The sequence below is a fragment of the Polaromonas sp. C04 genome (genome assembly GCF_002002705.1).
Classification (GTDB): Bacteria; Pseudomonadota; Gammaproteobacteria; order Burkholderiales; family Burkholderiaceae_C; genus Rhodoferax_A.
Genome location: NZ_MUNS01000020.1, coordinates 187,994 through 208,277, shown reverse-complemented (window position 1 = coordinate 208,277; position 20,284 = coordinate 187,994). Strand labels below are relative to the sequence as shown.

The following is a 20,284-nucleotide window of genomic DNA, read 5'->3' as shown; positions in this document are numbered from 1 at the left end:
CAGGACGCCGGGCGCGCCCGGCGCGTCAACTGTACAGGCGCGAGGTCTTGGGCAGATGCGCCATCAGGAACTCCATCTGGTCCGCCAGAATCCGGCGGTTGCGCAGGATGAAGTCTTCCCACAGGCTGGGCACGTACGGGGTGTAGAGCAGCGGCATGTGGGCCTGCTCGGGCGTGCGGCTGCTCTTGCGGTGGTTGCAGGCGCGGCAGGCGGTGACCACGTTCATCCACTTGTCGACGCCGTTCTGCGCGAACGGGATGATGTGCTCGCGCGTCAGCTCTTCTTCATGAAACTGGTTGCCGCAATAGGCGCAGATGTTGCGGTCGCGCGCAAACAGCTTGCTGTTGGTCAGGCCGGGCTTGAGGTGGAATGGGTTGATGTTGGGCACGCCCCGGGTGCCGATGATGCTGTTGACGGTGATGATCGACTGCTCGCCCGAGACCGCGTTGTGGCCACCGCGGAACACGGCCACCTCGCCCCCCACCTCCCAGCGCACTTCCTGGGCGGCATAGTGAATCACTGCCTGTTCCAGTGAAATCCACGACTGGGGCAACCCCTGAGCTGACAGCTTCAAGACCTTCAAAACACGCCTCCAACAACAGTTAAAAAACTACTGGCACGCAGCGATGCGTTTTCAAGTCGATCGCGGCACGACGGCGGCGACCCGGCTGAGTCACAATATACTCTTTTCATGACAATTTAGCGTCAGGCCCATGTTCGACGGGCGCGATCTGCTATCAAAAAGATAACACGCCATGCTGATTTTTCGTGGTTTCAATTACCCCGGCATCTCCACCGCCTGCGCACTGACGATCGGCAACTTCGATGGCATGCACCGCGGCCACCAGGCCATGCTGGCGCTCTTGAGCAACGAGGCGCGGCACCGCGGCGTGCCCAGCTGCGTGATGACTTTCGAGCCGCATCCGCGCGACTACTTCGCCGCCCTGGCGCACAAACCCGAGCTGGCGCCGGCGCGCATCGGCACCCTGCGCGACAAGCTCACCGAACTGGCGCGCTGCGGCGTCGACCAGACCGTGGTGATGCGGTTCGACGCGCGGCTCGCCTCCCTGCCGCCACAGGCCTTTATCGATGATGTGCTGGTGCGCGGCCTGGGCGCCAAATATGTGCTGGTGGGCGACGATTTCCGCTTCGGCGCCAAGCGCGCGGGGGACTACGCCATGCTGGATGCCGCCGGCGCCGCGGGCGGTTTCGACGTGGCGCGCATGAACAGCTACGAGGTACACGGCCTGCGCGTGTCCAGCTCCGCGGTGCGCGAGGCGCTGGGCCAGGGCCGCATGATGGATGCCGCGGCCCTGCTCGGGCGCCCCTACAGCATCAGCGGCCATGTGGTGCACGGGCGCAAGCTCGGGCGCGACCTGGGCTTTCCGACCCTGAATTTGCGCTTTGCGCACTGGAAGCCGGCGGCCAGCGGGATCTTTGCGGTGCAGGTCCATGGCCTGTCCGGGCAGCCACTGCCCGGCGTGGCGAACCTGGGGATTCGCCCGTCACTGGACCCGCTTGACGTGAACGGCGGACGCGTGCTGCTGGAGACGCATTGCCTGGACTGGCCCGCCGCCCTGGGCCTTGAGGGTGCGTACGGTAAAATCATCCGGGTGGAGCTGCTGCACAAACTGCATGACGAACTGAAGTACGAAGGTCTTGGTGCCCTGAAGGCAGGCATCGCCCGGGACTGCCTGGACGCGCGTGCGTTTTTCGCGTCGATGCACGGGCAAACCCATCGCCAGACCACGCGCGACCGAATTTGACGCCGCCGCCATTGCGAATGGCTATTTCGCAAGCCCCGCAAGCCCCCTCGCGCAACCCCTTTTCAGGATTCCGGCCCGTGCGCCGGAACGACAAGTTCATTAAGGCATGGCCATGACCGATACCACTCCCGCCGCTGACCCCGTTGCCAAAACCGATTACCGCAGCACGCTGAACCTGCCCGACACCCCATTCCCGATGCGCGGCGACCTGCCCAAGCGCGAGCCGGGCTGGGCCCGGGAATGGAACGAGCAGGGCCTGTACCAGCGCCTGCGCGACGCGCGCCATGGCGCGCCGAAATTCATCCTGCACGACGGCCCGCCCTACGCCAATGGCCAGATCCACATGGGCCACGCGGTCAACAAGATCCTCAAGGACATGGTCACCAAGGCGCGCCAGCTCGAGGGCTTCGATGCGCTGTACGTGCCAGGCTGGGACTGCCACGGGCTGCCGATCGAGAACGCGATCGAGAAGAAATACGGCCGGAATCTCTCCCGCGACGAGATGCAGGCGAAAAGCCGCGCCTACGCGACCGAGCAGATTGCGCAGCAGATGCTTGATTTCCAGCGCCTGGGCGTGCTGGGGGAATGGGACCACCCGTACAAGACGATGGACTTCGCCAACGAGGCCGGCGAGCTGCGCGCCTTCAAGCGCGTGATCGAGCGCGGCTTCGTGTACCGCGGACTCAAGCCGGTGTACTGGTGCTTCGATTGCGGCTCGTCACTGGCCGAGTTCGAGATCGAATACGCGGACAAGAAGAGCCAGACCATCGACGTGGCGTTCAAGGCGCACGAGCCGGCCAGGCTCGCGGCGGCGTTCGGCCTCCCCGCGCTGGAGAAGGATGCCTTTGCCGTCATCTGGACCACCACCGCCTGGACGATCCCCGCGAACCAGGCGATCAACCTGAACCCCGAGCTCGACTACACGCTGGTGGATACCGAGCGCGGCCTGCTGATCCTGGCCGCCTCGCTGGTCGAGCAGTGCCTGCAGCGCTACCACCTCGCCGGCACGGTGCTGGCGACGGTCCAGGGCAAACAGCTCGGCGGCCTCGAATTCGAGCACCCGCTGTATGACGCCAATGCGGGCTACCGGCGCCTGTCGCCCGTCTATCTGGCCGACTACGCCACCGCTAGCGACGGCACGGGCCTGGTGCACTCGTCGCCGGCCTACGGCCTGGACGACTTCAACTCCTGCGTCGCGCATGGCCTGGCCTACGACGACATCCTGAATCCGGTGCAGGGCAACGGCTCGTACGCACCCGACTTTCCGCTGTTCGGCGGGCAGAACATCTGGAAAGCGGTGCCGGTCATCATCGAGGCACTGCAGAACGCCGGCCGCCTGCTCGCCACCGCGACCATCGGCCACAGCTACCCGCACTGCTGGCGCCACAAGACGCCGGTGATCTACCGCGCCGCGGCCCAGTGGTTCATCCGCATGGACGAAGGCGTGGGTGTGTTCACCAAGGACAAGGCGCCCAAGACCCTGCGCCAGACCGCGCTCGACGCCATCGAGCAAACCAGTTTCTACCCGGAAAACGGCAAGGCGCGGCTGCGCGACATGATCGCGGGCCGGCCCGACTGGTGCATCTCGCGCCAGCGCAGCTGGGGCGTGCCGATCCCGTTCTTCCTGCACAAGGATTCGGGCGAGCTGCACCCGCGCACCATGGAGATCCTCGACCAGGCCGCCGACATCGTCGAGCATGGCGGCATCGAGGCCTGGAGCCGCGTGACGGCCGAAGAGATCCTGGGTGCGCAAGATGCGCCGCACTACACCAAGAGCGCCGACATCCTCGAGGTCTGGTTCGACTCGGGCTCGACCTTCTACCACGTGCTGCGTGGCACGCATCCGGACAACCACCACGAGAGCGGCCCCGAGGCCGACCTGTACCTGGAAGGCCACGACCAGCACCGCGGCTGGTTCCATGCGTCGCTGTTGATCGCCTGCGCGATGGAGGGCCGCGCGCCCTACCGCGGCCTCTTGACGCACGGCTTCACGGTGGACAGCCAGGGCCGCAAGATGAGCAAGTCGCTCGGCAACGGCATCGACCCGCAGAACGTGTCGAAAAAACTCGGCGCCGAAATCATCCGCCTGTGGGTGGCCGCGAGCGACTACTCGGGCGACATTGCCGGCGACGACAAAATCCTCGCGCGGGTCGTGGACACCTACCGGCGCGTGCGCAACACGCTGAAGTTCCTGCTCGCCAACACCAGCGACTTCGACATCGCGACCGACGCGGTGCCCCTGAACCAGATGCTGGAGATCGATCGCTACGCGTTGGCCCGCGCCGCGCAGCTGCAGGCCGACATCCTGGCGCACTACAAGGTGTACGAATTCCACCCGGTGGTGTCCAAGCTGCAGATCTATTGCAGCGAAGACCTGGGCTCGTTCTACCTCGACATCCTGAAGGACCGGCTCTACACCACGGCCCCGAAGTCGCTGGCGCGGCGCAGTGCGCAAACCGCGCTGTGGCACATCACCCAGGCCATGCTGCGCTGGATGGCGCCGTTCCTCTCCTTCACCGCCGAGGAGGCCTGGAAGTTCGCGGGCCAGAGCGAATCCATCTTCATGGAAACCTACAGCGAACTGGCCGCACCCGATGCCGGTCTGCTGGCCAAATGGTCGCGCATCCGCGAACTGCGCGATGCGGTGAACAAGGACATCGAAGTCCTGCGCGCCGAGGGCCAGGTGGGTTCGTCCTTGCAGGCCAATGTGTCCCTGGGCGTGAATGCCGACGACCATGCGCTGCTCGCCAGTCTCGGGGACGACCTGAAGTTCGTGTTCATCACATCCGCTATTGATTTGGTAGCGGCTAGCGAACTACAGATAAGGGCTACAGCCAGTTTGGATACCAAATGCGAGCGCTGCTGGCATTACCGCGCCGACGTCGGCCACGACCCGGCGCACCCGACGCTGTGCACGCGCTGCACCAGCAACCTGTTCGGTGCGGGTGAAGTGCGGGAGTTTGCGTAATGGCCAAGAGCAGCTTCGTCAAATCCTCCGGCAGCCTGTTGCCCTGGCTGGGCCTGGCCCTCGCCGTGCTGATCCTGGACCAGTTCACCAAGGTGCTGATCCTGGGCTACTACCAGCTCGGCGCCAGCACGGTGGTGACCAGCTTCTTCAACGTGGTGCGGGTGCATAACAGCGGCGCGGCGTTCTCGTTCCTGGCGGCGGCCTCGGGCTGGCAGCGCTGGTTCTTCACCGCCATCGGCGTGGTGGCGGCGCTGCTGATCGTGTGGCTGCTGCGCTCGCACGCGGGCCAGAAGCTGTTTTCGTTTGCGCTGGCCTGCATTCTGGGCGGTGCCGTGGGCAATGTGGTGGACCGGCTGCTGCACAGCTACGTGATCGATTTCCTGGACTTTCACTGGCACGGCACGCACTTTCCGGCCTTCAACCTGGCCGACAGCGCCATCACGCTGGGCGCGGCCTGCCTGATCCTCGACGAGCTGCGCCGGGTGCGACGCGGCCGCTAGCCCCGCATGAAGGACCTGCTCAACCTGTTCGCCGACGTCGCGCTGCTGGTCTGGGGCACCCAGCTGGTGCGCACGGGGGTGCTGCGCGCGTTCGGCAGCAATTTGCGGCAGGTGCTCGCGCGCAGCATGGGCAACCGCTTCACGGCGGCGCTCTCGGGCATCGGCGTGACGGCGCTGCTGCAGTCCAGCACCGCGACCTCGCTGATGACCTCGTCCTTTGTGGGTCAGGGCCTGATCACGCTGCCGGCCGCGCTGGCCGTGATGCGCGGGGCCGATATCGGTACCGCGCTGATGGTCGTGCTGTTCTCGTTCGATCTGTCCTGGCTCTCGCCGCTGTTCATTTTCACCGGCGTGGTGCTGTTCCTCACGCGCCAGGACACGCTGGCCGGGCGCATCGGGCGGGTCGTGATCGGGCTGGGGCTGATCCTGCTGGCGCTGCAGCTGATCATGGTGTCCGCCGCGCCGCTGCTGGCCACGCCTGCCGTGCGCGCCCTGCTGGGCTCGGTCGGCAGCGACCTGCCGACCGAAATCATCCTGGGCATGCTGCTGGCCGTCATGGCCTATTCGAGCCTGGCCGTGGTGCTGCTGATCGCGGCGCTGGCCGCCTCCTCCATGATCTCGCTGGACGTGGCGCTGGGCCTGGTGCTGGGCGCCAACCTGGGCAGTGGCCTGGCCGCCGTGCTGACCACCGCCAAGTCGGCCGTCGAGGTGCGCCAGGTCAGCGTCGGCAACCTGGTGTTCAAGATGATGGGCGTGGCGCTGATGGCGCCCTGCGTCGGCCTGTGGCTGCGCCACGTGCAGCCGCTTCTGCCCAGTCCCACGCACGGCGTGGTGCTGTTCCACCTGGGCTTCAACGTCATCATGAGCGTGGCCTTCATCGGTCTGACGCAGCCGGTGGCGCGCCTCGTCGCCAGGCTGCTGCCGAAGAAGCCGGACACGTCCGCCTCGCAGATGCGCCCGCGCCACCTGGATCCGTCGGCGCTGCCCATGCCCTCGCTGGCCATCTCGTGCGCCGCGCGCGAGGCCCTGCACCAGGCCGATGTGGTGGAGACCATGATGAACGGCATGCTCACCGTGATCAAGACCAATGACTTGCGCCTCGCCCAGGAGCTGCGCAAGATGGACGACACGGTGGATGAGCTGTACACGGCCATCAAGTACTACATGACGAAGATCCCGCGCGAGGCGCTCGATGAAGAAGAGAGCCGGCGCTGGACCGACATCATCAGCTTCACCATCAACATGGAGCAGGTCGGCGACATCATCGAGCGCGTGCTCATCGATGTGGAAGACAAGAAAATCAAGCCGGGGCGCAGCTTCTCGGAGGCCGGCATGGCCGAGATCAGCGAGCTGCACGCGCGCCTGGTGGACAACCTGCGCCTGGGCATGAGCGTGTTCCTGAACGGCAATGTGCACGATGCGCAGAAGCTGATCGAGGAAAAAATGCGCTTTCGCGACCTGGAGCGGCGCTACGCCACGGCGCACCTGGACCGCCTGAGCGAGAACAGCGTGCTGAGCATCGAGACCAGTTCGCTGCACATCGACCTGATCAGCGACTTGAAGCGCATCAACTCGCACATCTGCTCGATCGCCTACCCGATTCTTGAGTCGGCCGGCGCACTGGCGCCGAACCGGCTCAAGACCGCCACGCTGGGCGAAGACAACCGCCGCACCTGAAGCGGGCGCGAGCCCGCAAACGCCCGCGCCGCTTCAGCGCGAGGGTGTGGCCACCGCGTCCTGCGCGGAGGCCGCGTGCGCACGCCGCGCGTAGCGCCGCGCCAGCACCGCGCAGACCATCAACTGGATCTGGTGAAACAGCATCAGCGGCAGCACGACGGCACCCACCGCGCCCGAGGCAAACAGCACCTTGGCCATCGGAATGCCGCTGGCCAGGCTTTTCTTGGAGCCGCAAAACACGATGGTGATTTCGTCTTCCTTCGTAAAGCCGAGCCGGCGCGCGCTCCAGCCGGTCAGCCCCAGCATCAGTGCCAGCAGCACGGCGCACACCCCCAGCAGGCCGGCCAGGCTTGAGAAGGACACCTGCTTCCACAAGCCCTGCACGACGGCGGCGCTGAACGCGGTATAGACCACCAGCAGGATCGAGCCCTGGTCGACGAATTTGAGCGCGCCGCCGTGGCGTGCCAGCCAGGGATGGATCCAGCCGCGCAGCAACTGCCCGGCGACAAAGGGCGCCATCAGCTGCAACATGATGTGGCCAATCGAACTCCAGGCACTGGCCGCCCCCGCCCGGTGCGGCACCACGAACAGGCTCACCAGCACCGGCGTGATGAAAATGCCGATCAGGGTGGAGGCCGAGGCACTGCACACGGCGGCCGCCACGTTGCCGCGCGCGATCGAGGTGAACGCGATGGCCGACTGCACCGTGGCCGGCAGCATGCACAGGAACAGCACACCCAGGTACAGGTCTGGCGTGACCAGCGGCGCCAGCAACGGTTTGAGCGCCAGCCCGAGCACTGGAAACAGCCCGAAGGTGCTGGCCAGCACCAGCAGGTGCAGCCGCCAGTGCGTGGCGCCGGCGATGATGGCCTCGCGCGAGAGCTTGGCGCCGTGCAGGAAAAACAGCAGGCCGATGGCCACGGCGGTCAGGGTTTCAAAATCGGCGCCCAGCGCACCGCGCGCCGGCCACACGCTGGCCAGCGCCACCGTGGCGACCAGGGCCAGCGTGAAGTTGTCGGGCAAAAAGCGGGGCTGAAACATGGCGGGCGATTCACAAGGATTCGAACCACGCCGCCAGAATCAGCGCCGCCTCCAGCGTGAATTCGCCTTGCTGCATTTTGCAGAGCAACTCGCGCTGATCCAGCAAGGCAAAGCGCGCCACCTCGCCATCCTGGTTGACGGGCACCAGGCCTGCGGGCACGGTGCAGCGGTACCAATCGATCCCCTCGACGGTGTAGCCGGGCTCTTCGTCCGCGCCGGACGGCCGGCGGATGCCGACCCGGCCGCCGTGGGTGACGTCCTGTAGCGCATCGAGCGCCAGGCCCGCCTCCTCCCAGGTCTCGCGCACCAGGGCCTGCTGCTGCGTATCGCGGGCCGCGACCATGCCGCCCATCAAGGTATCCCACAGGCCGGGGTCGTTGGGCTTGTCGAGCGCGCGCTGCTGCACCCAGACGCGGCCGTCAAAGCTTGCCCCGACCAGGTGTACCGCGTGCGTGGTGATGCCCAGCGCACGCACCACCGCGCGCTCGACCGTGCCCAGGCGCTCGCCCGCCTTGCCGGTCACGGCCAGCTGCTCGTTGCGCCAGACATGGGCCAGGCCGGCGTCCCGCAGGGCGCGCGCCAGGGTATCGAGGCCGGCCGTGACATCTCCCGTCAGGCGCCAGCCCGGGGCGCCGTCACGCTCCACTTTTTGTAGCGTACTGTGCAGACCCTGTATGGGCTTGAATGCTATTTGGTTCAAAAATTCCGGCTCCACCGAACCGATGACAACCTCCCCCGCCCACAAGGGCACACGCGCCCGCAAGGGCGGCTGACTGGCAGCGGTGCGCAGCCCGGCCAGCCAGGCCGGATCGGGCAACAACTTCGTCACAGCGTCAGGATGGTGCAGCCGATGGTCTGGCGCGCTTCCAGCGCGATGTGCGCCTGCCGCACCTCGGCCAGCGCAAAGCGCTGGCCAATGTGGATCTTGACCTGGCCGCTGCCCACCATGGCAAACAGGTCGTCGGCCATGGCCTGCGTGCTCTCGCGCGTGGCAATGTGGTGGAACAGGGTCTGGCGCGTGAGGTAGAGCGAGCCCTTGGCGGCCAGGATGCCGGGCGCAAACGGCGGCACCGGGCCGGACGCATTGCCGAAGCTGGCCAGCAGGCCGAACGGGCGCAGGCAATCGAGCGATTTCTCGAAGGTGTCCTTGCCGACCGAGTCGTACACCACCTTCACGCCCTGCCCGCCGGTGATCTCCTTCACGCGCGCAGCGAAGTCCTGCGTGCTGTAGTTGATGGCGAAGGCCGCGCCGTTTTGCAGCGCCAGCGCGCATTTGGCGTCCGAGCCGGCGGTGCCGATCAGCTGCAGGCCCAACGCCTTGGCCCACTGGCAGGCGATCAGCCCGACGCCGCCTGCGGCCGCGTGGAACAGCACGAAGTCGCCGGCCTGCAGCCCGCCCTGCGGCAGCGTTCTTTTGAGCAGGTACTGCGCGGTCAGGCCCTTGAGCATCATGGCCGCGCCGGTCTCGAACGAGATCGCATCGGGCAGCTTGCACACGCACTTGGCGGGCATCACGCGCACTTCGCAGTAGCTGCCGGGCGGCTGACTGGCATAGGCGGCGCGGTCGCCCACCTGCAGGTGGGTCACGCCCTCGCCCACGGCCTCGACCACGCCCGCGGCTTCCATGCCGAGCTGCAGCGGCACCGGCATCGGGTACAGGCCGTCGCGCTGGTACACGTCGATAAAGTTCAGGCCGATGGCGCGGTGCCGGATGCGGATCTCGCCGGGGCGCGGATCGCCCACGCTCACATCGACGAGTTTGAGCTGCTCGGGGCCGCCCTGCTGGTCGATGCGAACCGCTTTGCTGGTGATGGATGTCATGTCGGGTCTCCTGAAGATGGGGTGAATCGGGCTTGCGCCGAATCGTGCCACGAAACCGCGCGGCGCGTTGCGGCGCCGAGCCTGCACCAGACGCGCCGGCTCAAGCCATCTGGCCGCCGGCCGCAAGCAGCTTGGCCGGATCGGTCTGGCCCAGATGCGCCTGCAGCGAGGCCAGCTCGCTGCGGTGCAGTTGCGCCAGCCGCGCCAGGCACAACTCGCCCTGCGGCGTCAGGCGCACTTCGACCCGGCGCAGGTCGCTCTGGCTGGCGCTGCGGCTGACCAGCCCGGCGGCCTCGCAGCGCGACACGAGGGCGACGACGCCGTTGTGCTTGGCCTGCAGGCGCTCTGCCAGCTCCACCACGGTGGCCCAGTCCCGGCCCGGAAAGCCCTTGATCTGCAGCATCAACTGGTACTGCAGCGGCGTTACGCCCGACTTGCGCGTCGCCTCCTCGCTGAAGCGCATGAAGCGGCGCAGCCGGTAGCGCAGCTGCGCCATTTTTTCGAATTCGGCTTTGGGCATGGCGCGCACGGGCAGTTTCACCGGTTGGGTTTTCATGGACAAACTGTATCACGTCATGATATAAAGACAGCCGCTCGCGCCCACTCTGCTCCCTCTTTTGCGCCGCATCCACCCGCAGGCGCAAGCGCCCCTGGACCTGCAACACCATGATTGAGACCGGACTGACCAACCTGTTCGCCCTGCGCCACCCGATTGTTCTCGCGCCGATGGCCGGCGTCTCGGGCGGGCACCTCGCCGCGGCCGTGTCCAACGCCGGCGGCCTGGGCCTGGTGGGCGGCGGCTATGGCGATCCGGCCTGGCTGCGCAAGGAAATGTTCCGCGCCAAGGAAGCCACCCAGCAACCCTGGGGCGTCGGCCTGATCACCTGGGCGGTCGATCGGGGCGTGATCGAACTGGTGCTGCGCTATCAGCCCGACGCCGTGATGTTGTCTTTTGGCGACCCGCGGCCCCACGGCGCCATCATCAAGGCAGCCGGCTGCCGGCTGATCTGCCAGGTGCAGGACCTCGACGAGGCCCGGCTGGCGCAGGAGGCCGGCGCCGACATCATCGTGGCCCAGGGCACCGAGGCCGGCGGCCACGGCGGCGGCCGCGCCACGCTGCCGCTGGTGCCCGCCGTGGTCGATGCGGTGGCGCCGACGCCGGTGCTGGCGGCCGGCGGCATCGCCGATGGCCGCGGCCTGGCGGCGGCACTGGCACTCGGGGCCCACGGTGCCCTCATCGGGACCCGCTTTTATGCCAGCACCGAGGCGCTCGGGCGCCAGCGCGCCAAGCAGCGCATCGTGGCGGCGCGCGGCCACGAGACCTTGCGCACCCGCGTCTTCGACATCGTGCGCGGCTACGGCTGGCCTCGGGGCTACTACGGGCGCGCGCTGCACAATGAATTCGTGACGCGCTGGAGTGGCCGCGAAGAAGAACTGATCGAAGCCCTTCCCATCGAGCGCACGGCCTACCACGAGGCGATGGGCGACGGCAATCTCGACACCACCGTGGTCTGGGCCGGCGAGGCCGTGGACCTGATCCACAGCGTGGAAGACGCGGCAACCCTGGTGGCGCGCATCAGTCTTGATGCCGAAGCGCGGCTCGGCCTGTGCGCCAGGCTGGTGCGCTAGGTGTCTGGCCGCCGGCACGCGCCATCTTGCTCCGGCGTGCCGTACGTCACGATGTCCTGCGGGTCAGACGATACCTGCCGCCTTGAGGCTCTGCAGCTCGGCCTCGCTCAGGCCGAGCAGTTCGGACAGCACGTCCTGCGTGCCCTCGCCCAGCACTGGCGGCGCATGGCGCACCGGCAAGCGCTCGCCGTCGAGGCGGTACGGTGGCGCCAGCACGTGCATGCTGCCGACCTCGGGGTGGGGCTGCTGGGTCAACAGGCCGCCGCGAGCCGTGCGTTCGGAGGTCAGCGCCTCGTGCAGGCCCAGCACCTCGCCGCAGGGGATGCCGGCGCCCGCCAGGCGCTGCAGCAGCAGGGCACGCGGGCGGCTGCGCAGCTCGTGCAGGATCTGCGGCAGCAGAACCTCACGGTGCTCGGTGCGTTTCACGTTGGTGGCGAAGCGTTCATCGTCGGCCAGGCCGGGGCGCTCGATCACCTCGCGGCAAAAACGCTCGAACTGGCTGTTGTTGCCCACGGTGATGACGAGCGGGCCATCGGCCGCGTCGAATACACCGTAGGGCACGATAGAAGGATGGGAATTGCCGTAGCGCGGCGGGTCCTTTTCCATCAGCAACGCCTCGAGGCCATAGTAGGAGGTGACCATGATGCCGCAGTCGTACAGCGCCATCTCGATGTGGCGACCCTGCCCGGTGCGCTGGCGCTCGAATAGCGCCGCCAGCACCGCCTGGGCCGAGTACATACCGGTGAACAGGTCCACCACCGCCACGCCGAACTTCAACGGCGGCTGGTTGGCCTCGCCATTGAGGGCCATCAAGCCGGCCTCGCCCTGCACCAGCAGGTCGTAGCCCGGGCGCGCCGCCTCGGGGCCGCTGCGGTCGTAGCCGGAGATCGAGCAGTACACCACGTCGGGCCGCACAGCCTTGACCTGCTCGTAGCCCAAACCCATTTTCTCGACACCGCCGAACTTGAAGTTCTGGATCACCACATCGCATTGCCGAGCCACCGCCAGCGCCAGCCGCTGGCCTTCGGTGGTCTGCAGGTCCAGCGTCACCGAACGCTTGTTGCGGTTGACGCTATTGAAGTAGGCGGTCTGCGTCGAGCCAATGCGCGAGCCCCAGTCGCGCGTATCGTCGCCCCGCTTCGGGTGCTCGACCTTGATCACCTCGGCACCGAAGTCCCCCAGGACCATGCCGCACCAGGGGCCGGCCAGCACACGGGAAAGGTCCAGCACACGGATGCCAGAGAGTGGAAGCGATGGGTTGTTCATGAAAGACGGCTCGCTCAGGCGGCCTTGCGCAGGAAGCCCTGGTTGCCGCCGTTGCGGTTGGGCGCGAAGCCGTTGGCCTGCAGCGACTCTTCCACGGTGTCGTAGAACACGCCGATCTTGCTGATCTCGCGCGCTTGCCGGGCCGTGGCAATCGGGCGGCCGAACTCGCGCGAAATGCGCACCAGCTGCTCGATCTGCGAGACGGTGCTCGCCTTGGCGGTGCGCGTCTGGTTCCACAGGCCGTCTTCGGTGCCGCAGCGCACATGCAGGCCCATGGCGATGCCGAACATGTTGACAGGCAGCACGTTGCGCACGTGGCTTTCCACCGTCAGCACCGCGCCATCGGGCACGTCGCGCACGAAGTTGCCCAGGCTGTAGACGCTGGGCTTGTCCATGCCACCACCAATCGCCACCCAGTTCATGACCAGCGGGCCCTTGTAGACGCCGCGGCGCATCAGGCGCTCCACCGACTCGAAGCTGTTGATGTTGTAGCACTGGAAGGCGCTCTGGATGCCCGCCTTGGTGAGACGGCGGATGTGCTCCTCCACCCAGCCGGGCTGGGAGGGCACCGTCATCTCCTTGTAGGCTTCGAAGATGGCGGGATTTTCGCGCGAGGTGCCTTTGAAGTCGGCCAGCTCCGCCTGCTCGGTGACGTTCATCTGCGAGGTGTTCACGGTCACCGTGACCTGGTCGGGCTTGGGGTCGAGTTCTGCCAGCATGTGGCGCGTGTCGTCGGAGAGCCACTTGGCCGCTGCGCCATCGGTCTCGGGCGCAAAGCTGATGGAGCCGCCCACCTGGATGATCATCTCGGGCACCGCGTTGCGCACACCGGCGATCAGCTCGTTGAACTTGGACAGGCGCTTGCTGCCCTTACCGTCCAGCTCGCGCACGTGCAGGTGCAGCACGGTGGCGCCGGCGTTGTAGCAGTCCACCGCCTTCTGGATCTGGTCCTCCATGGTGACGGGGATGTCTTCGGGAAAGTCGGAGGGCAGCCAGCCCGGCGCATACGGTGCGGCCGTGATGATCAGCGGCTGCTGGTTTTCGGGGAACAGGTGGCCGTCGAGAAAGTTCATGTCATGCCTCCAAAGGCAGATTGGGAGTAAGGGAAGAAATCGGAGGATGGGCGCTGGCGAACCCGGTGCTCAGTACGGCTTGTCGCCGATGATCGCGGCGCGTTCCATCTTGCGCGGGGCGGGCCAGTAGTCCATGACCGCGTAGTGCTGGGTCGAGCGGTTGTCCCAGATGGCCACACTGTTGGGTTTCCAGCGGAAGCGCACCTGGTACTCGGGAATGCTAGCCTGGCTGAGCAGGTAGTTCAGCAGCTGGCTGGCGCCAGGCGTCTTGTCGAGGCCGAAGCGCACGTTCTCGGGCGTGTGGTAGTTGGCGAAGTGCGTCGTGAAGCTGCAGACGTACAGCGCTTTTTCGCCGGTCTCGGGGTGGGTGCGCACCACCGGGTGCTCCACCATGGGGTTCTCCCTTCCGAGCGCCAGGCGCTTTTCTTCCGGCATGACGGCGCCAAAACCGTGCTCAATGCTGCTCTTGGCACGCAGGCCGTCGATGCGCTTCTTCACGTCCTCGGGCAGGTTCTTGTAGGCCTCCACCATGTTGACCCAGATGGTGTCGCCGCCCACGGGCGGGCATTCGATACAACGCAACACGCAGCCCATGGTCGGGGTCAAACGCCACATGCCGTCGGTGTGGTAGTTGTTCTCGTAGTTCTCGCGCTTGTCGTTGCGGTATATCTGCACCAAACCCGGATGGTCGGGGTCACTGCCGGCAACGGGGTGGTCCTCCAGTTCGCCAAAGCGGCGCGCAAAGGCCACGTGCTCGGCGCGGGTGATGTCCTGGTCGCGCAGGAACAGCACACGGTGCTTGAGCAGCAGCGCCTTGATTTCGGCGAACAGGTCCGCGTCGCGCGCGGCATCACCCAGGTTGACGCCCGAGATTTCGGCGCCGATGCAGCAGGTCAGTTGTTCGACTCGCATGAGGGTCTCCTAGTTAAATTACGAAAATGGAAGAGCCTGTGGTCTTTCGAGCCTCCAGGTCCTGATGTGCCTGCACGGCGTCCTGCAAGGCATAGCGCTATCAGGCTGCGGCGCCGGTGTTCAGGTGGCCAGCGAGGGGTGGCGCCACATCAAGCTTCACATCGGAGATCCGGGCCACATCCGCGTCATAAGTGCGCATTGCAATGAGAAAAAGCACCGCGGCCAATATGCTGGCCAGGGGAACAATTGCCAATGCCTGCTGCAAACCCCATTTATCGGACAGGACGCCAGTCAGGAACGGCCCCACAGCCAGGCCAAGCAGGTTGAGAATGACGGCAAGTACGGCCGCGCCGGTAGAGCGCATACCCGGGTGAATGACGTCCATGGCAATGCCGGTGATCACGCCCATGATGGAAGTCATGAAGAAGCCACCAAAAACAATCAGCTTGAACTGTGCATCACCCGTGTAGCTGCCGCCAAACGCGATCATGAAGATCACCGCGGTGGCCACGCACAGCACGGACAGAGCGGGCAGTTTGTTGTGCGGCTGGCGACGTGCCAGGCGGTCCACCACGATGCCCCAGAAGATGACGCCAACAGCGCTGACCAATATCACCAACGCCGTTTGTTTGCCTGCCGCCGCCGGAGTCATGCCGTGGAAACGGTTCAGGAAGCTGGGCAGCCACGCGGTGACGGCCGACATCGTCACCAGTTGCATCGCCCCCGCGATGCAGGCCCACAAGAGCGTGCGTGTGCGCGCCAGCGTGCCAAAGATGTGCTTGAGAGTCCCACCCAGAGACTGGCGGCTCGCTTGGCTCACCTGGCTCACCTGGCTCACTTTTGGCGTCAGTGCCACGGTCTTGTAGTCGCGCACGAACAGATAGAGCAGGGCCAGCACGAGTCCCGGCACACCGACCACACCAAAGGCGGCCTTCCAGCCCCAGTGGGCCGCAATCACGCCTCCCAACACCACGCCGAGTACCGCGCCCAGCGATGCGGCGGCGAAGAAGGCGCCGAGCACGGCACTGCGCAAGCGCTTGGGAAACAGGGTCGCGATCAGCGCGGCCCCCACCGAGCCATAGCCGGTTTCACCCGCCCCCACCACCGCACGCGCCGCAAACAGTTGACCAAAATTGGCCGTGAACATGCACGAGATGGTGGCCAGGCTCCATACGGTGGACATCACAACGATGCTCTTCACACGGCTCACGCGATCTGCCACCAGCGCCACCGGTATTCCGCCCACCCCCACCACGATGGAAATGATGGACACCAGGGAACCCAGTTGTTTGTCACTCAGATTCCATTCGCTCTTGATATGGGGAAACAGCGAAACGATCACCTGCCGGTCGATGTAATCAAACATCATGAGCGCAAAGGTCATGGCAAAGGCAAACCAGGCTTGCCGCTTGCTTATAAGGTAGTCGTCGTCGTTGCCGGCCCTGAGGCCATCGGGTATCACGTTCATGCTTGTCTCCTAATATTTATGAAATACCGGCCACGGTCCCGACGAATACCGTCGGGGGTCAAGGCGCAGGAACTTACTCGGTGGCCAGCCGTTGTATCAAGGCCTCGGCCATAGGCCACTCGCCAAAGCCGGATGCGGGGTTGAGGTGCCCGACGCTGCCGAGATCGACCATCTCGCTACCCCAGGCCCGGGCCAGCTCGCCCACGCGCTCATACGCTCCCAGCGGGTCGTTGCGGCTCATCGCCACCAGGCTGCGAAACGCCAGGCGCTCACGCGGCACGGGGAGCCAGCCGCCAGCCCGCAAGGCCTCCAGGCTCGGATAGCCGGCCGGCATGGGGCTGTCGAAATCGGGCGGTGTGGCCAGCAGGGCGCCACGCACCGCATCCGCATGGCGCGTGGTCCTGGCCCAGTGCGCCACCATGACACAGCCCCCGCTGTGCGCAACGATCACGATGGGCCTCTCGATGGCGGCGATCTCGCGCTCGATGGCCTTGACGCGGTCGGCGCAGTTGAGATCCTCTCGGCCCATGGGCGGGACCGCGCGGACGCTCGGCAGGCGCGCGCCCAGCAGGGTTTGCCAATGCTCCGCCACATGGTCACGCAGACCGGGGACGATCAGGACGGTTGGGGTCGTTGATTTCATGGTGATCTCATGGATTGTCGAATCGCCAGTCGATGCTCTGAGTGTGGGTTCGGCGGGCTTTTTCCGCTTGACAATACATGACAGGCATTTATCATTTTGTGCCAATCTTCTACTCAGTTTCCCGATGTCTTCACTGGTCCGCGCTGCGAGTCTCACCAACTACAGCGAGGTCGCTCGTGCCGCCGGACTGGACCCGGTGCGGATGCTCTTTGACGCGGGGTTAAGTCCGAGCGTATTGCGCGAACCGGACCTCATGATTCCGGTCGAGCGTGTCGGGCAACTGCTCCAGGCGTCCGCAACCATGTCAGGCAACGAGAGTTTCGGACTGTGCATGGCCGAGTCGCGCCTGCTGTCCAACCTTGGAGCGGTGGGAATGCTGATCCGCGACCAGGCGACGTTGCGCGACTCGCTTGATGTGCTGATGCGCTATCAGGTGCTGCTCAATGGTTCTCTGTCGCTGATGGTCGAGGAGTGCGCCGGACTGGTTGTTATCCGCGAGAACTTAATGGCTGGCAACGCGCACCAGCCCACGCGGCAAAGGATTGAGCTGGCGCTTGGGGTGATGCTGCGGTTGATGCGCCAGTTCCTCGGAGCCAGTTGGCAGCCGCGGCGCGTGTGCTTCGAGCACCCGGCGCCGCGCGACGTTAGTGCGCATCTGCGGCTGTTTGGGCGGTGCGTCGAGTTCGACTACGACTACAACTGCATCATCTGCGCGAAGGCCGATCTCGATGCGCCCAACCCGTCGGCCGATGCTGCGATGGCGCGTTACGCACAGCAGTTGCTGGACACGTCGCCCAAGCTGCAGGGGGCGACGATGCTCGGGGACGTGCGGCGCGCGATCCTGCTGCTGCTGCCCAGTGGGCGCTGCAGCATCGAACAGGTGGCCGAGCATCTGGGCGTGGTGTGCCGTACGGTCCAGCGCCGGCTGGCGGAACAGGGGCAGAGCTTCTCGTCGATGGTGAACGACATCCGCAAGGAGCTCGCCACGCGTCATGTCATCGAGAGCGATCGTCCGTTGACGGAGGTGGCGACCTTACTCGGTTTTTCCGCACCGAGCGGCCTCTCGCGCTGGTACCACGCGCAATTTGGTTGCAGCGCCAAGGAGAGCCGGGCCACACGCGGCGCCGCGCGCCGCCGGCCAGCACCCCCGCGAGCGCGAGAGTGATCCTTTACGAGGCCATGTGTATCGCCGTGGGCGACCGATCCAGCTGGCACCGATTGTCTGGCGCGACTCCAGCGCCCGACTAGAAGCTGGTCCGCAGACCTATGCCGTAACCAGTGCCATTGCCGAACGATGTACCGCCACCAAATGCGGTCTGCAGGCCGGGGTTGTTGCCGCCATTGGAACCCGAGAAGGTGTAGGTGCCATTGTTCTTGTTGTGGATGCGAGCAACCGAACCGTACAGGACGGTACGCTTGGACAGGGCGTACACGTAGCCCACCGCAATCTGGTTGGCACCATCGCTGGTTACGTTGTTCTGCTTGATGGAGTTGAAGGCGATCGGGATGTAGCCGGGGCCGGCGTTGATGGTGGCACCCAGCCCCCAGTGGGTGTACTTGGTGCCGGCGGCGTCGGAGTTGTTCGTGCCCGCGTGGGCCATTAGCTGACCCACGCCGAATCTGTACGACCCGGCCAGGTTGAGTTCCTTGTAGGTGCTGTAACCTTGACCAACATCGGCAGCATAGGGTGTACCTTTGGACTGCGCATAGGAAATCGCAGCGTTTACCGGGCCATTGGCATAGCCAAGGCGTCCGCCGGTGTATTGGCCGAGAGCCGGCATACCGCTGACGTTCTCAGGGAAGGCGTACATCAGCTGCGCGTACACACCGCTGCCAATGGCGGCAATAGCATTGGGGTTAAAGCCCCACAGGTACTGGATGGAGTTGTTGGCGCGGACCGCGGTAGCTGCATTGCCGCCAGCCACACCATTGGCGCCACCGCCCAAGGTAATGTTGCTGCCAGCACCAGGCCCGCTCAGGAGGAATGGATCGAACACGTAGTGGTTGATAAACGACGGGGTGTAGTCACGACCCAGGCGAATTTCACCAAAATCACTGGCCAAGCTGACGGTCGAGCGACGATTGAAGGTCAACCCTCCACCAAGACCGCTGCCGGTGTCGTTGAGTAAGGTACTTTCCAGCCAGAAATTGGCCGACAAGCCGCCGCCCAAGTCCTCCGTGCCACGGAAACCGAGCAGGCTTCCAGAGTTGCCGCTGCTGGTCAACATCGTTTTGCCGAGACCGCCTTGACTGAAGTGGGCGATGTCTGCATCCAGAACACCATACAGCATCACTGAGGATTGGGCAGAGGCCGCACCGACAAAAGCGAGGGCAGCCAGAGCAACTAGGGATTTTTTCATTGTGAGTCTCTAAGGGTTTCAGAAAATTATTGAACAAAAGTGTGCCGTGTCGCCACTAGGTCATGGCGCAGATAGTAGAAACAGATGAACGTATTTGCTTGATAATTTGGGACATTGACTGTCTAAATTGGGACAAGCTGGTGACAACCCTAATGAGTCCTCTTCGCAGTGCCAGCCTCAGCGACTACGTGAATTTGGCCCAGTCGCTGGGCCTGGATTTTCACAGCATGATGAGGCAGGTCGGCCTGTCGCCACGCTGCCTGGATGACCCCGAAACCCTGGTGTCGACGGAGTCGGTGCGGGAGTTGCTGGAAAACAGCGCGCACGCGACCGGCGTGGAGGACTTTGCCCTGCGCCTGGCGGCGCGGCGCACCTTGTCCAACCTCGGTCCTATCAGCCTGGTGCTCAAGGAAGAGTCCACCCCCCGGCAGGCCCTGGACACGCTGTGCCGCTACCTCAGGTTGATCAACCCATCGTTGATCGTGCAGGTCGAGGATGCGGCCGGTACGGTGACGATACGCGAGGAGATGCTGGGCTCGCAGTCGCTGTCCATGCGCCAGCCCATGGAGCTGGCCGTGGGGGTAATGTTTCGCATCCTGCGCGAGCTGGTCGGACCACAGTGGCGCCCCTTGCGTGTGTGTTTTGTTCATCGCCCGCCGCGTGACTTGGCGGGGCACCGTGCGTTTTTCGGCACGCGAGTGGACTTCAACCAGGAGTTCAATGGCTTGGTATGTGCGGCGGCGGATCTCCGGACCCGGCACGCGCACGCCGACACAGGCATCTCGCGGTTCGCCCGCGACCACCTGGATCGCGCGTTGTCGCGCCACAGCCAGGGCGCGCGTGACACGGTACGGCAGCTGATCGCGGCACTGCTGCCGGGCGGGCGCTGCACGGCCCAGCAGGTTGCCCAGCACCTGAACGTGGACCGCCGCACTCTTCACCGCCACCTGGCGGCGGAGGGAACCACCTTTTCCGAACTGCTCGACGAGGTACGCTCGGAACTGGTGCTGCGCCATCTGCGCGACAGCGACCTGCCCCTGAGCGCGGTGGCCAGCCTGCTGGGCTTTTCGGCGCCCAGTGCCTTTAGTCATTGGTTCCGGTCCGCCTTCGGCCGCAGCGTCACGCAGTCGCGTCGTTTGCCTCAGCCACCTCAGCCCTGA

18 protein-coding genes are annotated in these 20,284 nt (G+C 65.5%); 7 read left to right on the top strand and 11 right to left on the bottom strand.

What is annotated here, in order from left to right; genetic code table 11:
- Nucleotides 1-25 precede the first annotated feature (25 nt).
- Nucleotides 26-583 carry an HNH endonuclease gene (locus B0E49_RS02250; protein WP_077560342.1) on the bottom strand — a complete coding sequence of 186 codons (558 nt, stop codon included), beginning with the start codon at nt 581-583 and terminating at the stop codon, nt 26-28.
- Nucleotides 584-755: 172 nt separating this feature from the next.
- Between B0E49_RS02250 and B0E49_RS02245 the strand changes: the two genes are divergently transcribed.
- From B0E49_RS02245 to B0E49_RS02230, 4 genes are all read left to right on the top strand, one after another.
- Nucleotides 756-1,766 carry a bifunctional riboflavin kinase/FAD synthetase gene (locus B0E49_RS02245; protein ID WP_077560341.1) on the top strand — a complete coding sequence of 337 codons (1,011 nt, stop codon included), beginning with the start codon at nt 756-758 and terminating at the stop codon, nt 1,764-1,766.
- A gap of 112 nt (nt 1,767-1,878) precedes the next feature.
- Nucleotides 1,879-4,734 (top strand): isoleucine--tRNA ligase, encoded by a 2,856-nt coding sequence (gene ileS, locus B0E49_RS02240; RefSeq protein ID WP_077560596.1) that lies wholly within the window; start codon nt 1,879-1,881, stop codon nt 4,732-4,734.
- Nucleotides 4,734-5,234 carry a signal peptidase II gene (gene lspA, locus B0E49_RS02235; RefSeq protein ID WP_077560340.1) on the top strand — a complete coding sequence of 167 codons (501 nt, stop codon included), beginning with the start codon at nt 4,734-4,736 and terminating at the stop codon, nt 5,232-5,234. Before ileS ends, lspA begins: the two co-directional genes overlap by 1 nt.
- Before the next feature lie 6 nt (nt 5,235-5,240).
- Nucleotides 5,241-6,911 (top strand): Na/Pi cotransporter family protein, encoded by a 1,671-nt coding sequence (locus B0E49_RS02230; protein WP_077560339.1) that lies wholly within the window; start codon nt 5,241-5,243, stop codon nt 6,909-6,911.
- 33 nt (nt 6,912-6,944) lie between these two features.
- Here B0E49_RS02230 and B0E49_RS02225 read toward each other — a convergent pair whose 3' ends face one another.
- From B0E49_RS02225 to B0E49_RS02210, 4 genes are all read right to left on the bottom strand, one after another.
- Nucleotides 6,945-7,952, bottom strand: coding sequence for a bile acid:sodium symporter family protein (locus B0E49_RS02225; protein ID WP_077560338.1), 1,008 nt, complete (start codon nt 7,950-7,952; stop codon nt 6,945-6,947).
- Between the two features lie 10 nt (nt 7,953-7,962).
- Nucleotides 7,963-8,781 (bottom strand): NUDIX hydrolase, encoded by an 819-nt coding sequence (locus B0E49_RS02220; RefSeq protein ID WP_077560337.1) that lies wholly within the window; start codon nt 8,779-8,781, stop codon nt 7,963-7,965.
- The gene (locus tag B0E49_RS02215; protein ID WP_077560336.1) at nt 8,778-9,773 is read right to left on the bottom strand and encodes a quinone oxidoreductase family protein; all 996 of its coding nucleotides are present in this window, start codon (nt 9,771-9,773) and stop codon (nt 8,778-8,780) included. Before B0E49_RS02215 ends, B0E49_RS02220 begins: the two co-directional genes overlap by 4 nt.
- A gap of 100 nt (nt 9,774-9,873) precedes the next feature.
- Nucleotides 9,874-10,329 carry a MarR family winged helix-turn-helix transcriptional regulator gene (locus B0E49_RS02210; RefSeq protein WP_144264395.1) on the bottom strand — a complete coding sequence of 152 codons (456 nt, stop codon included), beginning with the start codon at nt 10,327-10,329 and terminating at the stop codon, nt 9,874-9,876.
- Between the two features lie 110 nt (nt 10,330-10,439).
- Between B0E49_RS02210 and B0E49_RS02205 the strand changes: the two genes are divergently transcribed.
- The gene (locus B0E49_RS02205; protein ID WP_077560334.1) at nt 10,440-11,402 is read left to right on the top strand and encodes an NAD(P)H-dependent flavin oxidoreductase; all 963 of its coding nucleotides are present in this window, start codon (nt 10,440-10,442) and stop codon (nt 11,400-11,402) included.
- A 63-nt stretch (nt 11,403-11,465) separates the two neighbouring features.
- Here B0E49_RS02205 and B0E49_RS02200 read toward each other — a convergent pair whose 3' ends face one another.
- From B0E49_RS02200 to B0E49_RS02180, 5 genes are all read right to left on the bottom strand, one after another.
- Complete coding sequence (locus tag B0E49_RS02200; protein WP_077560333.1) at nt 11,466-12,668, bottom strand: CaiB/BaiF CoA transferase family protein; 1,203 nt, start codon at nt 12,666-12,668, stop codon at nt 11,466-11,468.
- Nucleotides 12,669-12,682: 14 nt separating this feature from the next.
- A complete protein-coding gene (locus tag B0E49_RS02195) occupies nt 12,683-13,741 on the bottom strand; it encodes a beta-keto acid cleavage family enzyme (RefSeq protein ID WP_077560332.1) in 1,059 nt (352 codons plus the stop codon).
- Between the two features lie 69 nt (nt 13,742-13,810).
- Nucleotides 13,811-14,653 carry a TauD/TfdA dioxygenase family protein gene (locus B0E49_RS02190; RefSeq protein WP_077560331.1) on the bottom strand — a complete coding sequence of 281 codons (843 nt, stop codon included), beginning with the start codon at nt 14,651-14,653 and terminating at the stop codon, nt 13,811-13,813.
- A gap of 100 nt (nt 14,654-14,753) precedes the next feature.
- Nucleotides 14,754-16,121 (bottom strand): MFS transporter, encoded by a 1,368-nt coding sequence (locus B0E49_RS02185; protein ID WP_077560330.1) that lies wholly within the window; start codon nt 16,119-16,121, stop codon nt 14,754-14,756.
- A gap of 73 nt (nt 16,122-16,194) precedes the next feature.
- Nucleotides 16,195-16,764, bottom strand: coding sequence for an RBBP9/YdeN family alpha/beta hydrolase (locus B0E49_RS02180; protein ID WP_077560329.1), 570 nt, complete (start codon nt 16,762-16,764; stop codon nt 16,195-16,197).
- A 124-nt stretch (nt 16,765-16,888) separates the two neighbouring features.
- On the opposite strand from B0E49_RS02180, the gene B0E49_RS02175 reads away from it, so the two are divergent.
- Entirely contained in the window at nt 16,889-17,929 is a 1,041-nt protein-coding gene (locus B0E49_RS02175) for an AraC family transcriptional regulator (protein WP_077560328.1), read from the top strand.
- A gap of 79 nt (nt 17,930-18,008) precedes the next feature.
- On the opposite strand, the gene B0E49_RS02170 is transcribed toward B0E49_RS02175, so the two are convergent.
- Nucleotides 18,009-19,124 carry a porin gene (locus tag B0E49_RS02170; RefSeq protein ID WP_077560327.1) on the bottom strand — a complete coding sequence of 372 codons (1,116 nt, stop codon included), beginning with the start codon at nt 19,122-19,124 and terminating at the stop codon, nt 18,009-18,011.
- Between the two features lie 152 nt (nt 19,125-19,276).
- Here B0E49_RS02170 and B0E49_RS02165 point away from each other — a divergent pair, with 152 nt between their 5' ends.
- A complete protein-coding gene (locus tag B0E49_RS02165; RefSeq protein WP_077560326.1) occupies nt 19,277-20,284 on the top strand; it encodes an AraC family transcriptional regulator in 1,008 nt (335 codons plus the stop codon).